The organism is Providencia sp. PROV268 (genome assembly GCF_028477805.1).
Lineage (GTDB): Bacteria > Pseudomonadota > Gammaproteobacteria > Enterobacterales > Enterobacteriaceae > Providencia > Providencia stuartii.
The window spans coordinates 1-14,807 of sequence record NZ_JAMPLW010000005.1 but is presented as its reverse complement, the minus strand read 5'-3'; the positions used below and the strand labels follow the sequence as shown (position 1 = coordinate 14,807).

Here is a 14,807-nt window from a genome sequence, read left to right as displayed (position 1 = left end):
CCTTATACATGATAGGCTGCATCAGGAATATCCGTTATAAACATATGCCCCGGCGCATGGCTTAAGGCAAATGGGACGCCTGATTTCATCACGGCTGCTTGTGGCGTTACACCGCAAGCCCAAAACACAGGTATTTCTCCCTCTTCAATGCGAACTGGATCGCCAAAATCAGGTTGCATAATATCGACAATCCCTAATTGTTCAGGGGCGCCAATATGAACAGGGGTTCCATGAACCGATGGAAAACGCCCTGTAATACTGACCGCATCCGCTACACGATCCGCAGCGATAGGCCGCATTGAAACCACGAGCTCTCCATGTAATCGCCCTGCTGGACGGCATAACCGATTGGTTTTATACATTGGCACATTGGTTTTATCCGTGATATGCCGTACATCAATACCCGCTTCTATCAATGAAGTTTCAAAAGTAAAGCTGCAACCGATTAAAAAAGTCACTAAGTCAGTGTGTTGATGATAAATCTTGCTGGCATCCGTGATCTCATCCACCAGTTTCCCCTGTTGCCAAACGCGATAACGAGGGATATCCGTTCGCAAATCGGCCCCTTCAGCCAAAATGGTTTGCCAACTCCCCGCTTCGCATACATCCAGTACAGGGCAGCTTTTCGGATTGCGTTGTGCATACAATAAAAAATCAAAGGCCCAATCTCGGGGCAACGCAATCATATTGGCTTGAGTCAATCCAGCAGCCAAGCCCGCCGTCGGTTTATCAAAACCTTGTCGAATAGCTTCTCTTGCGGCTCTTGCTGCCATAATCGCTTTTTCTGACGCCTTAAATAAACTTGTCATAGGGCCCCTCCCGAAAAAGCTCTGATTTCAACACCATGCTGTTGTAATAACTCACGCACATTTTGCGCCATCGCTAATGCCCCGGGGCTATCACCATGAACACAAATAGAGCCCGCTTCGATCGGCGTAAAATCCCCTTCAATTGATATTACTCCCCCTTCATTCACTAATTGCAGCATGCGCTGTGCAACTTGCTCAGGATCATGTAATACCGAACCGGATTCCCGACGGGAAACCAAAGCACCATTAGAGTGATAAGCCCTATCCGCAAATGCTTCTGCAACAACGGTTAGCCCTCGCTCTTTGGCCCATCCAATCAGTGGAGAGCCTGCAAGTGCAACCAAAACTAACTGTGAATCGATAGCGCATATCGCATCAATAACAGCCATTGCTTGACGCTTATCATGGGCGATGGTGTTATACAGTGCCCCATGAGGCTTAACATAGCTGACTTGGCAACCAACCGCAGATGCAAGCCCTTTAAGTGCACCTATTTGATAAATAACATCAGCGCTCAGTTCATCCGAGGCGATATCCATATTGCGCCGCCCAAAGCCCACTAAGTCTGGATAGCCTACATGTGCCCCTACCGTAACATGGTTCAATTTCGCCGCTTTTAATGTTCGCAAAATACCTTCTGGCGAGCCTGCATGAAAGCCACAGGCGATATTTGCACTACTGACAATTTTCAGCATGGCTGTATCATTGCCCATTTTCCATTGACCAAAGCTTTCCCCGAGATCACTGTTTAAATCGATGATTTTTTTCATTGTTCTATTTGACCTCTATTTCAAGTAGTTAAAAATTGCTTCAACCGACATAGCCCCCATATACCATGTTAATGCACAGACAATGATACCGGACCATAACAACCAACGTGGATAGTGATAGCCGGACATCAAATCGGCACGTTTCCACCCGATATAAACAAAGATGGTTAAACCAATCGGTAAGATCAGACCATTAAACCCACCAGCAAAAACTAATAATGCGGCAGGTGCGGTTCCCATCATTAAGTAGACCGCCAGCGATATTGCGATAAATAAGATGGTGGCAATATTACGTTGCCTTTCTGTGATGGATTTTTTAAACGCGGTAATGAAACTCATGGAGGTATAAGCAGCACCGATAACACTCGTTAATGCAGCCGCCCATAAAATCAACCCGAAAATGCGTAAGCCAAAATTCCCAGCTGCCGCTTGGAAAGCTTGAGAGGCAGGGTTAGCAGCTTGGCCTGATATATCAATTGTCACGCCACTTGCCACCACACCAAGAATGGCAAGAAATAAAATATAGCGCATTAATCCGACAACTAAGATCCCTTTAGTTGCAGCGCTTGAAACAACATGGATGTTTTCAACTCCAACAGCCCCTTTATCTAGTAAACGATGGGCACCAGCATAGCAGATATAGCCCCCTACCGTACCGCCAACAATGGTAGTAATCATCGCAAAATCAACGGTATCTGGTAGCACGCTTTGGCGTAATGCTTCACCAACGGGTGGATTGGAAGCAAAGGCCACAAACAGCGTTAAACCGATCATGACTAGGCCTAACAAAATGATCACGCGGTCAATGAAGGTACTCGCTTTACGGGAAGAGAAGATATATATCGCTAACAGGGCACTGAGCAGCCCGCCCCATTTGGGATCTAACCCGACAAGGGCATTTAACCCTAATCCAGCCCCTGCGATATTACCGATATTAAAAATCAAACCACCAAAAATCACCAATACTGCAAGCAGATAGCCACTTCCGGGGATGGTGGCATTAGCGATATCCGATGAATGCATTTTGGTTAGAGTAACCACTCGCCAAATATTCTGTTGCACCACAAAGTCAATAATAATGGATGCCAAGATCCCAAAAGCAAACGCGGCTCCTAAGGTGACAGTAAAGGTTGCTGTTTGAGTAATAAAACCTGGCCCTATTGCAGATGTCGCCATTAAAAATATTGCCCCAATCAATGAGGTACGCCTATTTTTTATGAACTCTGCTGTGCTGGTACTTTCTTGAGCTGCCATGTGCATACTCCTTTCGGATTGTTTTTGTCGTTATCGATGTTGTGTTAGTTATAAAGGCAATAATCATGCCATTGTTCTACCAATACACATTATTGTTAATCTATCTTTAATATATTGTTGAACAATTAATAGTGAATGGCGAATTAACAAGCAATCAAAATCGTGGTTTGCGATTTAAAAATCAAAGACCGATCACTTTTTTAACAAAACACATAAATAATTAACATTTTTTGAATGCTAATTACGGCGAAATGCACCATATGAGTGCAAAAAACGATAGATTTGTGCTGAGCATGCACCAAAAGGAGCCTTGAAGCCGACTAGGGAATATGTGAAGATAAACTCTTACACTGTTCCTCATTGGCTCATACCTAAAACCTATTGATATGACTAAACAACCTGTTGTTCAGACCTTAGCTGTTACTATCGCCGAAACGATCCGCTACAAAATCACGGTTGGGGAACTTACGCCAGGCCAACGTTTGTCGGAAGCCGCTCTTAGTGAAGAGTTAGATATTTCTCGTAATACTCTGCGCGAAGTATTTCGTGTTTTGACACAAGAAGGGTTACTTACTTATGCACCAAATAAGGGCGTATTTGTTTCAGTACCCGATATGGCGGCTATCATCGACATTTACCAAGTACGCCGATTAATTGAATGTGATGCATTGAAGCAAGCCTATGCCATGCATCCTGCCGTACAGAAAATGAAGCAAGCCGTCAACGAAGCTCGCGAACAAGAAAAGATGGAAAATTGGATTGGTGTGGGAACAGCCAATATGAAATTTCACACTGCCATTGTTGAGTTGTCTGATAGCGAAAGGCTAATTAAGCTTTACCGTAATATCGCCGCTGAGTTACGGCTAGCTTTTGGTCATCTTAATGATCCTAAGATTCTATATGCCCCTTATATCGATAAAAACCAATCGATATTAGAGTTATTAGACGCCGGGCGTAACCTTGAAGCGGCTGATACATTGAGCCGTTATTTAGATTTATCAGAGCGAACCTTGCTCGCCGCCTTTAAACGAAAACAAGCCGGCTATTAATTCTCTTTATTAATAAAGTGTGAAAGCCATCAATCTAGTACTGGTCAATCCTGAGGAATTCAGAGCCTGTTTACGCAAATAGGATCCCCTGCTTTTCTGTTATCAACTATATTGGTAAATAGGAGCAAGATTTCAATAACTCAGTGCTAATTCTTTCTGGTAAGAGGCATTAATCTATTTTTTGCGATTTAAAGAAAAACTTATCTAAAAGGAATAGCTTGAATGATTTTACGAGCAGAAGACTTCCCTAGATAGTAATAACCTAAATAGGGTAATTACAATGATATATTGTTGAGTATACTATGACGGCGACTATTATATTTTTTAGTAACTTAGTTTCATCTTTACCCGTTTTCTAGTTTCTGCTATTTGGTTATCTAACTCTATATTTTCTACTAGCGACATAGAAGCAAGTTCAGATACACTGATTAAAAACAGAAGCCAATGCACTAATTGTCTCTATATTTGGGACTTTATTATCTTCAATTCGCTGAATAGTTCTAGTGATGTTAGTTGAACGAATTGTTCTTGAGACTACGCTCTTTCTAATTCTTATTTGTTTAACTTTGTTTTCAAGGAAAAATTACATGAAGAAAACATTCGATGAAACTATAAATACCTTGCGGGAATTAGGCTTAATTTATGATGACCAATCTCCACGACTTCCTGAGGCTATGCCCAAGTTTGATGATCCTGATCCATGTGGATTCAGTATTTTTCGAATGGGCATAGAAGACCTAGACCTAAGCGCCTTAGACATGAGAAGGACATTTTTTTCTCGTTCAGAAATAGTCGGCTGTAACTTCACAGACACTGACTTAGCTGAGTCAAATATGTGTTGGAATGATTTTATAAGCGTCAATTTTACACGCGCTAATCTAGCAGGTGCGGATCTTCGTGCGTCTATTTATGAAAATACAAATTTTACAGAGTGTAACTTATCCAGTTCCGACTTAAGGCTAGCTGAATTTAATAATTGCATATTTACCTTAGCTAATATGCAAGGAGCAAAGCTGACTAAAACAGCTGGAGAAGCTCTTCCTCTTTCAATACAGCAAAAAAAACAAATAGATTGGCAAGACACTGAAGGCGAGGAGCCAAGCGGAGGTTAACGATTTATAAAGAAAAAAATCATCATTTGGTTGCAAATCATGATTTATCAGTATGGTGTAAGCATCATACTGATCCTGATTTCATGTATTCTTACATTCGCACGAATGAGATCAGATGGGTGAGCTTACCTATAATATTAAACTCAATCTTTTACATGTCATATTTTGAAATTATGTGATTTTAAAATTAGGTTAAGCATTCAATATATAGTCACACAAAATAAATTGTATGCATATCCAATGATATTATTATATTTCAAGTTCTTTTTAGTTATTAAATTGTTCTAATAATCCGTTAAATAAAGTATACTATCCCTACAAACTTTGTATGATTAACAATCGAATAGTACTTAAAAAATAGAAGCACAGGTTATTAGAGGGCTCACCATCTCATGCACCTAAAATAACAAGTTAAATTGACTTTTAATCTGTATTTCCTCTTGTACATAATTTTAGCTACATCAAGCAGCATAAAAGAAGATAAATTAATTTTATCTATAACGCTAATGAGATATCGCTTGCTGCTTTTACTTTTTGCTCGTATAGATACCTTACTAGGACGAAGTAAAATTTGGATATTCAGCGTCTTATTTTATTGTTCTGAATATAAGTATTCAGGACAGTTACTTTCAACGCCATAACCGAGAGAGTAATATAGTTTAAGAGCTTTAAAGTTTATTTTATCATAAAAATAAAGCCCTTCAGTACTTAAACAAGTCGCAAGATTTAAAGTGTGATGACTGTAACTTACAGTGAAATTTGATGCATCTTGGGCTGTAAAATGAATATTCATCTTATTGTTTTCGTCATAAATAAAAGCAAAAAACAGACCATTATTGTTATCATGCAATTCTTTTTTGTAACTATATTTAAGTAATAAATCGCTATTTATCGAGTTATATCCATCATTACCTTTTTCAGTCTTTTGAAAGTCACGCCCATTCATATGGTAACACTTGACTTTATTATTGCGTTCATTATTTATACAAACCGTGACCGTTTTGTTGTTTAAATTACTTTCAGTTGAATACAGTATGATTTCATTAGGAAAATAGGATAAGAAGCCAGCACTTAAGATATTGTTATCCATTGCAAATGTCATGCTGCTGAATAAAAATAAAATTGACAATTTATAATTCATTTTATTAATAGCCCGTCTCATATACCGATGAGAGTACCATACTACCCTCACTTGGCTTTAATGTATATATTATTTCTTCCATATCATGATTTATTTTTATTTCTAGATTGCTTTTGTTTTTCCATGTATAACTTCTCCTTTCTTTTCTTTAAACTTTCGTAACTCGATTTATTTTCCAGTTATTTCCTTGTTTAACTAAGATAATCTGTAAATTTAATTTTGGCTCAGTGCCGTCACCTAAAATTAAACTTATTTTTGAGTAAGCATCAGTTTGCTTAATTTTCAATATCTTTATACTTTTTTCCCAAGAGGGATAATTATCCTGAGATTTTATAAAATAATTAACATCTGTCTCAATCCAAGTTCCATCCCAGTTACAAACAATATTCCCTCTATTTTTTCTGCACTCTTGTTCTTTTTTACAAATTTTTTCCAACTCTTTTTCATCTACATCCGAATCATAGTGACATATTGACGAATAGTATAATTTTAATGCTAATTCAGGGGTTACATAGTTCTCCACTAGACTTTCTTCATTTATATTTTTGAGATAGCCTTCATAAAAATTCACAACAACTTCTTCGGGAGATAACCCTGAACTTGCAGTTGATGAAACATTATTTGTCCTAGAATTGTCGTTAACATGCCCATTAGCTATGCCTATTAGTGGAAGTAATACTATCGAGAAGATAAAAATGTTAATTCGATTAAACATACCAAGTACCATCACCAATTAATCTTAAAATTTCTCAATGAATAAAATACACATAATCTCAGTGGTGCTAAATGCCCAATGAAGTTCTAAACAGCACCCGAAAAGTTGTCAACCCATATCAGGGCTAATCAAAGCTCAATCAATAATCTATTATGTTTCTTTCTCATACAATAGGTACTCCATCCTCCCCTGTTGATCAAGTGCCTCTATCACACAATTCCTTGACTTAGATTTTACATCATTTTAAAAAATTAGTTTTTTATAATTGCCTTTTTCTGCCTATAACTTATTTTCCTTATCCATTAAATAGATAAATAGAAACAATCTATTCATTCGTTTTATTTAGAATGATCCTCACTCAGTATTTAACATTTTAGTTACACCACGAAAACAATTAATTAATATTGATGGTTAAGCATTTAACTACCAAGCCCATTCTTACTCCACCGTGGCAAATCAATTATGAAAAGAATTATTACAATTTAATACAAATCAACGATAAATAATGATTGCCATGCTCAATTAATCGACTAAACAACTCAATATTTACGATCTAACAGTTGTAGTTTTAACGAATATTCGCTATAAAAATTGCGATAGAAAAAGTACAAACATAAAAATTATTAATATATTTGAGATTTCATTATGACTTCAAACCACATTTCGACAAAAAAACCATTTAAATTTGGCCTAGGATGGCAAATTTTAGTCGCACTGATTTTAGGTGTTATCGTAGGCGCTTTTTTGCATGAAAGCGTAGAATATAAAGATTGGTTAATCGTTAATGTTCTATCACCCGCGGGTAAAATATTTATACAATTAATTAAAATGATCGTTGTTCCGATTGTTATTTCAACATTAATTGTCGGTATCGCGGGGGTAGGAAATACGAAACAACTTGGGTCGCTCGGGTTTAAAACCATCCTCTATTTTGAAATTATCACCACTATTGCAATCGTTGTCGGGATAAGCTTCGCCAATATCTTCCAACCTGGTGTTGGTATTGACATGTCACAGTTGACACAAGTTGATATCTCCCAATATGAAAAAACCACCCAAGAAGTTGAAAGCCACCCTTCGGGTATTATCAATACCATTTTAACCATGGTGCCGAGCAATATTTTTGCCTCTATGGCCAGTGGGGAAATGCTACCCGTCATTTTCTTTGCCGTCCTGTTTGGTTTGGGCCTCTCCTCATTACCTAAAGAGAAGAAGCAACCATTATTAGACGTTTTGCAAACCTTTTCTGAAACCATGTTCCGCGTCACTAATATGATCATGTTGTATGCCCCTATCGGGGTTTTTGCACTGATCTCCGTGACTGTCGCCAACTTTGGTTTTACCTCTTTAGTACCACTACTAAAATTAGTGATTCTGGTTCACTGTGCAATTTTGTTCTTTGCCATTGTGGTACTTGGCATTGTCGCTCGTTATTGCAAAATTAATATTTTTACCTTAATGAAAATTTTAAAAGACGAGCTACTTTTAGCCTACTCCACCGCAAGCTCTGAAACCGTGCTTCCACGTATCATGGATAAAATGGAAAAATACGGTGCACCTAAATCAGTAACCAGTTTCGTTATACCAATTGGCTACTCATTTAACCTTGATGGCTCAACACTCTACCAAAGTATTGCCGCCATCTTTATTGCTCAGCTCTATGGAATTGAACTGTCTATTGGCCAGGAGCTTATCCTTGTATTTACCTTAATGATCACCTCTAAAGGTATTGCAGGCGTACCTGGTGTCTCCTTCGTCGTTCTCTTAGCCACTTTAGGCAGTGTCGGTATTCCACTGGAGGGCTTAGCCTTTATTGCTGGGGTTGACCGTATTCTCGATATGGCTCGAACTGCACTAAACGTTGTCGGTAATGCCCTCGCAGCCTTGGTAATTGCCAAGTGGGAACATAATTATGATGAAGAAAAAGCACGTGAATATGAGCAAACCTTTTAACGGTTGATAATCCACAATCCCTTTCCACACACCGAGCAACGACTCGGTGTGTTTTTATCTATTTCCTAAAAATTATAATCTAACATCGATTGAGATCTTATTAATATATTGATTAAATTTCATCTTAGATTATTAATGTAAAACCGTGATAAACAACACAATTTTTAATAACAGCGAGTAAGTATATTTACTTTACTAACTAGGCATGTTAAAAAATCAGCTTATTCAAATTATAATATAAATATATTCTATTATTTGTTTTCTAACTTACTTTTTTATTAACATATCGCTGTTAATTTGAATTATTCAATCCGGTTTAGTATGGCACGTTAAATAACGATCTATTTATATCGTTTTAACTGTGGCAGAAATTAATTTAAGCTATTTACCAATATTAATAATTAATAGCCATTTTTTCTTATTAAATCCGGAGTCGATTTTATGTATAAAATACTTTTCTTAAGCTTAATTACAGCTTGCTATACCGGAAACCTAATGGCAACTGAGTATTTCGTTGATCCCACCTCGTCTGCCGCATTGTGGGTAGAAAAAAACAAGAGCGATCCCAGAGCACTGGCTATTCGGGCTAAAATAGCGTCTGTGCCTACGGCTATTTGGCTTTCTAAAATCCATGAAAATGAGACTGAATTAGCCCAGCAAATAACAAGTTATATTTCACAAGCTGATAAGCAAAAAACTCAGCTTATGTTTGTGTTATACGCTCTACCTAACCGCGATTGCTCAGGCCAAGCCTCCGCCAGCAACACTACTAATAGCCAAAAATATCGAACATGGATTAATCAATTAACAAAAACAATTTCAAACACTAAGCTTACCATTATTTTAGAGCCTGACGCCTTAGCGGATATGAGTTGCCTAACGCCATTGCAGCGCAAAGATAGAACAGATTTACTCAAATATGCTGTGACTCAATTTAAAATAAAAAGTCCTAATGCGCATGTATACCTTGATGCTGGCAATATGAAGTGGCAACCCGCAAAAACAATGGCAGAACAACTTATTGCAGCGGGAATAAAAGATGCCTCAGGTTTTTCACTCAATATTTCTAATTACTATGCGACCGAGCCCACTATAAAATATGGTGAAGACATTAATCGATTTTTAATGGCGCTGATAGGGATAAAATCCAATATGATTATTGATACCTCACGCAATGGTCATGGTGCACCAGCATTGCCAAATCAATGGTGCAATCCACTTGGCCGTAAGATAGGTGAAGGCCCAAAAGATATTTCAGCAACCGTTAAAACCGCTTGGATAAAGCCACCGGGGGAATCAGATGGCGACTTTTCTCCAACAGCTAATTGCCATGGCGGCCCTAAAGCAGGGGTTTTTAGCCCTGATTTAGCGATACGCCTGATTAAAGGGGAATAATAGATACAAGACCAAGGCGAGAAAGTCAGCGCAGGAGAAGTGCCGATAATAGGTTATGGGTATTGGCATTTTTCCGATAAATTATTTTGTGTCAATTTATCACTACGATAATTTAACTTAATGCTGTACCATGAGTGCCAATAAAAACAGTGGAGAATAGGGATAAAATATGGATGCTCTTTTCGAGGCCGTCGCTAGGTTTTTTGCTTTTTGTATTGAACTCTTGTTAAATCTTTTTCAACTTTTCGGTATTAGAATTACAATATTACTCATTGCTTTTATTGGCCTATATTTTCATGGGTTTCAACTCAAATGGGTATTAGGCTATATCATTCTAGCTATCGTTTTATATAGCCCATTCATCTATCGGAAATTGAAACAAAGGCAATAACGCTATTTGACTGAGCCTATTTGCTCTCTTTATCGTAAAGTTAACTCACTATCAATTATCTTTCGTTAAGCATAAAAAACGCTATGCTACGCGGCGTTAATCGCAGACAATAGGGGGATTGTATCGAAAATATCTATATTAATCCCCCAATAGCATGATATTTCAATAGTATTATGACTCTTCTTCGAACTCTTTTTTATTCAAGATCCTATAATATAGGCTAGATTCCCAATAAGATAAGCCCATCGGATAACCTGCATCAACATAGTCACATTCGCTATTAAAATTGATAGCAGAAAATAAATTTTCTGGGTCAGATGCTGCCCATTTAATTACCTCAATTGCCGTTTCTTTATCATCTGGTATTGCATCAATGCCCCGCCCCACCAGTAAACATCTTTGTATTTCATCTTCAACTGCTTGACGTAAATTATCCGCTCCTTCCGTCAGCATCATATCTAATTCAATCGTTTCTAATAGCAAAAATGGCTGTTTATGCTGCTCTAAAAATTCAAGGGCTTCTTTGATTTCTTTACTCGCATCATAACCATTTTCTAAAAATAACGGTTCAATTGAGGTAAAAAATTTCTTTAATCTTGCAAACCCGATATCAAAATCACTTATCAACGCATAAAAAGGTGTTTTTTCCCCTTCTTCTTCATGATCGTACCCATGATATAGCAGTGACTCACATAATTTTGGGTTTCCAGACATCAATATACGATAGGTCATTGGTATTGCATATGACCATTCAGAAAGTCCATTCGCAATATCTGGTCGGTCATAATAAGAGCTTGGTTGATTAGATATACTGTAAAGGTAAGAACGGTTTGCCATAAAATATCCTTTTATATAAAAATGCTTAAGCGAAATGACTCTAGCAATCTCAAAGTGATATAGCAATAACTAGGCCTAACTTTATTAGCCGATAATTATTTTTGAATATCATTAGAAATATTTTCAGGAATTATCTGATGATTTACTTATTTCCTACCGCAATACACTATTTTTCAGTGGAGAATAAATACGGTGATACGTATCGCTGATCACTTCTTAACTTTATAATCAATATACGTATTTTTTAAAGGATCCTTTAAGGGCATCGATACAACTTACAGGCGCTCAGCTCATAAAAATAACAGAAAGTATAGGCGCTGTTTTCCCCGATAAAGCATCTTTTGACCCTTAAACAAGCTTTTCAAATAGAAGAAAATGCAACGGTACAAACAGCTCAAGGCGAATATTACGGTACAGTTTTATACGCTTTTATTGTGAACTCAACCCTAGAGATAGCTGCAACATTACTTGAGTTCGATGAGGCTCCTTATATCCAAGCAGCGCAACACAATGCCCAAATAACAATAAAGACCTTATCAGGATGATTTTGAGCAATTAACCAATAAATATAGCCATTACACTGATCTTCAAATTAATGTGGCTTGCGGATTTCGACGTAACAGCCCTGAATACTATTATCATATCGATACAATGAAGGTTTACGACTCAATGGGGGAGCTATTTGATCTTATTAACGATACTCAAAAAGCGATGAGTGTGATGGGCGGTTGTTCAATGACAGTCACAAAACTTTATAAAAGCAATATTTGGGAGGTACGTTCAACGGAAGGGGATATTGTCACCATAAGGTACTTAATAGGGTCATCACAGAATGCTTTTTACTTTATACTGACCATCTATATGATGACTGGCCTAATGATGTAGAAAGGCTATATTTATAAAATAGGCCAGCTTATCAATTAATATATCAGCCATTTTATGAATTGAATAACTAGCAATACTCTGTTAATTGGTAATCACTGGAAAATGATACGCGTAATACTAGTATGGTGGACATATAAAAATATTTAGTGTGTATTTGATAAAAAGTCCAGTTTATTCTTGTTTAAAGGGCTTATCAGTGGCTTTCACTACCATGTCATTACACTCCGCATAAATAAAAAATAATTTATCGGAATGCCTATATTAGGAATAAAGCTGCTTCTCTCAATGTGACTAAAAGGACATAATAAGGCTTTTTATGAAATAGAATAGCCGATGCATTTTAAAATAGCCGCTTTTCATAAAGCGGCTATGGATAAGTAAAAATTACGGTTTTTCCGGCCACTCAATATTAGGTGCTAAAGAAGTATCAACACGATTTAGTAAAACGCGGTATTTTTTCCACGCTTGCAGCGCTGCGGCTTCTTCATCGGTTGCCAGTCCTGTATCGATGGAGTCTTGCAGATAAGTCAGCATATTATTTGCTTCATCCAGTCGTTGTGATTTCTCCTGTTCAGCCTGCTCGATTAATGCGGCTTTTTGGGCTTCAGTGTCAGTGACCCATTTTTTACCGTTCCATGCATCGAATTCCGTTTTTGGCTCTAAAAGTGTGAGTGTTTCAGGTAAATCGCCGATAAAATCGACTTCAACAGGCTGACGGGTCTCTGTGTTGTAAGCCGTTTTCCCTCGATGGTCAGCAACATGCAACCACGATTGTTCATCAGCACTTCGTATAATTGCAACGTCAGGCTTTTCGGGTAATTCCGGTGCGTCTAAATAAGCGCCGGCAGGTAAACCACCGCCAATCGTGACATACTCCATTGTCGCGCCGATATACTCGCGCGTTGCTTCATTGATGTAATACGTTTTTACCCAGCCATTGTTTGACACGTAACCATCTTGGCCAATTACACCAGTAATAATATCTAAATTATATTTGCTCATTATGCTGCTCTCACGATATATAAAAATGCAATGTTACGGGGGCGAGTTTCATTTGCTGTTCTTGCGCTATTTGAAGCGTCAAAGCTGAATTTTTGAATTTGTCGTGTTACAAATGATGATGTGACAACTGTTCCATTTGCTGTTATTGATGTAAAAGCTCCGCTCGAACCACTTGATGGTGTTTTTTCAGAAGAAATTGAAATTTCTCCTTTAATATTTTGAATTGCATCAGTTTGAGCAGATAAAACTACTCGCCCGTTATCAATATTCCGCCCAGCGTCAAGGCCGCGAATAAACTCACCGCGTAAATCAGGTAATACGCCAGATGGATAAGCTTTAGCAAGCAAGGGGTAAGTCGTTTTATTAAATGTCTGACCATTGCAGATTAAATATCCGCTAGGAGCCGTGGCTTGAGGCCAAGGGATAGGTGCTCCCACGGGGTAATCACTTAATTCAGATGATGAACCTGAAACTTTTAAATTTCCGTTGTGGTCTTTTGTTGTGTTTCCGGTTGAGTAAATTTCGAACCAACTACTCCACGAGCCCTCGTTTCTTTGTCTGTACGCAAGCAACTTTGATGTGTTACCTTGAATTTGTAATGTCATTCCAGCGCCACTTGAGCCGCCAGATCTGCATGCATGGATTAGCGGGGAGTAGCTGTGAAAATTATTACCCGCCGTTGTATTTCCTCCTCCACCTGCATAAAACCCACTCTCAAGTGGAATGTCGTTTGCGTCTGAGTATATCTTTCCTGTTGTACCAATACCATAATCACCAACCACCATCGCTGTTCCAGATTTTTTTGGTATGATAAATGTATTTTCTCTTTCGTTATTTACATTTCGATATGAAATATCCAACATTACAGATTCATTACTTGATGATTCCGCACGTATTGATTTTCCATTTTTTCTATAAATAGAAATACCAGGCCAGTTATCTGTAGCAACAATTTTAATTGTTGAGTTATTAACGGTTAGTCGATTACCTATTGATACTTGACCCGCTATGTCGCCCCCAGTTTTATCAAACTTTCCATTTAACCCATTTTTTAGCGCCGTATTTGTTGCATAATCTCCCGCTGGGGCATAATTCCCCTTTGGTTGATACTTAGTATCAGACTCTAATTTTGAATAACTGTAGCCTGACGGGAGGTAATTACCTTTAGGTTGGAATCGAGTATCCGATTCAACTTTAGTGTAGCTTTCCCCTTTTAGTGCATAATTACCTTTAAGTTGAAATTTAGTGTCCGTATCTGTTTTAGTGTAATAATTACCCAACCCCAAAAACACACCCAGCGTAGACCATGCAGCTTGCGATTTATCCGGTTGCTCCCCTTTCGTTTCTTTATTGGAAACATAGATAACCCCATTCCACTGAACGATGGCCGTTTTTGGGTAAGATAGCGCCGCATCCCACTCCGCGACACCACGCTGCGTCAAGTACATCAACCACTCATCAACACGCTTACCTATGGCGTTAAACCATTCCAAT

At 38.0% G+C, this 14,807-nt stretch carries 13 protein-coding genes; 5 read left to right on the top strand and 8 right to left on the bottom strand.

Annotated features, from left to right (window positions below; translation table 11 throughout):
- Positions 1 to 2: 2 nt before the first annotated feature.
- The 3 genes from PR699_RS03685 to PR699_RS03675 are packed head-to-tail and all read right to left on the bottom strand — an operon-like array spanning position 3 to position 2,833.
- On the bottom strand, positions 3 to 809 hold the full coding sequence (locus tag PR699_RS03685; RefSeq protein ID WP_004920961.1) for a putative hydro-lyase: 807 nt from the start codon (positions 807 to 809) through the stop codon (positions 3 to 5).
- The gene (locus tag PR699_RS03680) at positions 806 to 1,579 is read right to left on the bottom strand and encodes a LamB/YcsF family protein (RefSeq protein ID WP_014656215.1); all 774 of its coding nucleotides are present in this window, start codon (positions 1,577 to 1,579) and stop codon (positions 806 to 808) included. The genes PR699_RS03685 and PR699_RS03680 overlap by 4 nt, the downstream gene beginning before the upstream one ends.
- A gap of 15 nt (positions 1,580 to 1,594) precedes the next feature.
- On the bottom strand, positions 1,595 to 2,833 hold the full coding sequence (locus tag PR699_RS03675) for an NRAMP family divalent metal transporter (protein WP_014656216.1): 1,239 nt from the start codon (positions 2,831 to 2,833) through the stop codon (positions 1,595 to 1,597).
- Positions 2,834 to 3,219: 386 nt separating this feature from the next.
- Here PR699_RS03675 and PR699_RS03670 point away from each other — a divergent pair, with 386 nt between their 5' ends.
- Together PR699_RS03670 and PR699_RS03665 are read left to right on the top strand one after the other, a co-directional pair.
- Positions 3,220 to 3,882 (top strand): GntR family transcriptional regulator, encoded by a 663-nt coding sequence (locus PR699_RS03670; RefSeq protein WP_004920968.1) that lies wholly within the window; start codon positions 3,220 to 3,222, stop codon positions 3,880 to 3,882.
- A 587-nt stretch (positions 3,883 to 4,469) separates the two neighbouring features.
- A complete protein-coding gene (locus tag PR699_RS03665) occupies positions 4,470 to 4,994 on the top strand; it encodes a pentapeptide repeat-containing protein (protein ID WP_014656217.1) in 525 nt (174 codons plus the stop codon).
- A gap of 592 nt (positions 4,995 to 5,586) precedes the next feature.
- Here PR699_RS03665 and PR699_RS03660 read toward each other — a convergent pair.
- The gene (locus PR699_RS03660) at positions 5,587 to 6,135 is read right to left on the bottom strand and encodes a hypothetical protein (protein ID WP_014656218.1); all 549 of its coding nucleotides are present in this window, start codon (positions 6,133 to 6,135) and stop codon (positions 5,587 to 5,589) included.
- Positions 6,136 to 6,283: 148 nt separating this feature from the next.
- Positions 6,284 to 6,850, bottom strand: coding sequence for a DUF3828 domain-containing protein (locus PR699_RS03655; RefSeq protein WP_227698391.1), 567 nt, complete (start codon positions 6,848 to 6,850; stop codon positions 6,284 to 6,286).
- 645 nt (positions 6,851 to 7,495) lie between these two features.
- Between PR699_RS03655 and gltP the strand changes: the two genes are divergently transcribed.
- Together gltP and PR699_RS03645 are read left to right on the top strand one after the other, a co-directional pair.
- A complete protein-coding gene (gene gltP / locus PR699_RS03650; protein WP_004920976.1) occupies positions 7,496 to 8,803 on the top strand; it encodes a glutamate/aspartate:proton symporter GltP in 1,308 nt (435 codons plus the stop codon).
- 441 nt (positions 8,804 to 9,244) lie between these two features.
- Positions 9,245 to 10,198, top strand: a complete 954-nt coding sequence (locus tag PR699_RS03645; protein ID WP_014656220.1) for a glycoside hydrolase family 6 protein — start codon at positions 9,245 to 9,247, stop codon at positions 10,196 to 10,198.
- A 562-nt stretch (positions 10,199 to 10,760) separates the two neighbouring features.
- Here the strand turns inward: PR699_RS03645 and PR699_RS03640 are convergent.
- Positions 10,761 to 11,426 carry a hypothetical protein gene (locus tag PR699_RS03640; RefSeq protein WP_272577824.1) on the bottom strand — a complete coding sequence of 222 codons (666 nt, stop codon included), beginning with the start codon at positions 11,424 to 11,426 and terminating at the stop codon, positions 10,761 to 10,763.
- Between the two features lie 341 nt (positions 11,427 to 11,767).
- Between PR699_RS03640 and PR699_RS03635 the strand changes: the two genes are divergently transcribed.
- Positions 11,768 to 11,971, top strand: a complete 204-nt coding sequence (locus tag PR699_RS03635) for a hypothetical protein (RefSeq protein WP_014656222.1) — start codon at positions 11,768 to 11,770, stop codon at positions 11,969 to 11,971.
- Positions 11,972 to 12,695: 724 nt separating this feature from the next.
- Here the strand turns inward: PR699_RS03635 and PR699_RS03630 are convergent.
- Complete coding sequence (locus tag PR699_RS03630; protein ID WP_014656224.1) at positions 12,696 to 13,313, bottom strand: tail fiber assembly protein; 618 nt, start codon at positions 13,311 to 13,313, stop codon at positions 12,696 to 12,698.
- A partial coding sequence (locus PR699_RS03625) for a tail fiber protein (RefSeq protein ID WP_272572837.1) occupies positions 13,313 to 14,807 on the bottom strand: 1,495 nt, incomplete at its 5' end. The genes PR699_RS03630 and PR699_RS03625, both read right to left, overlap by 1 nt.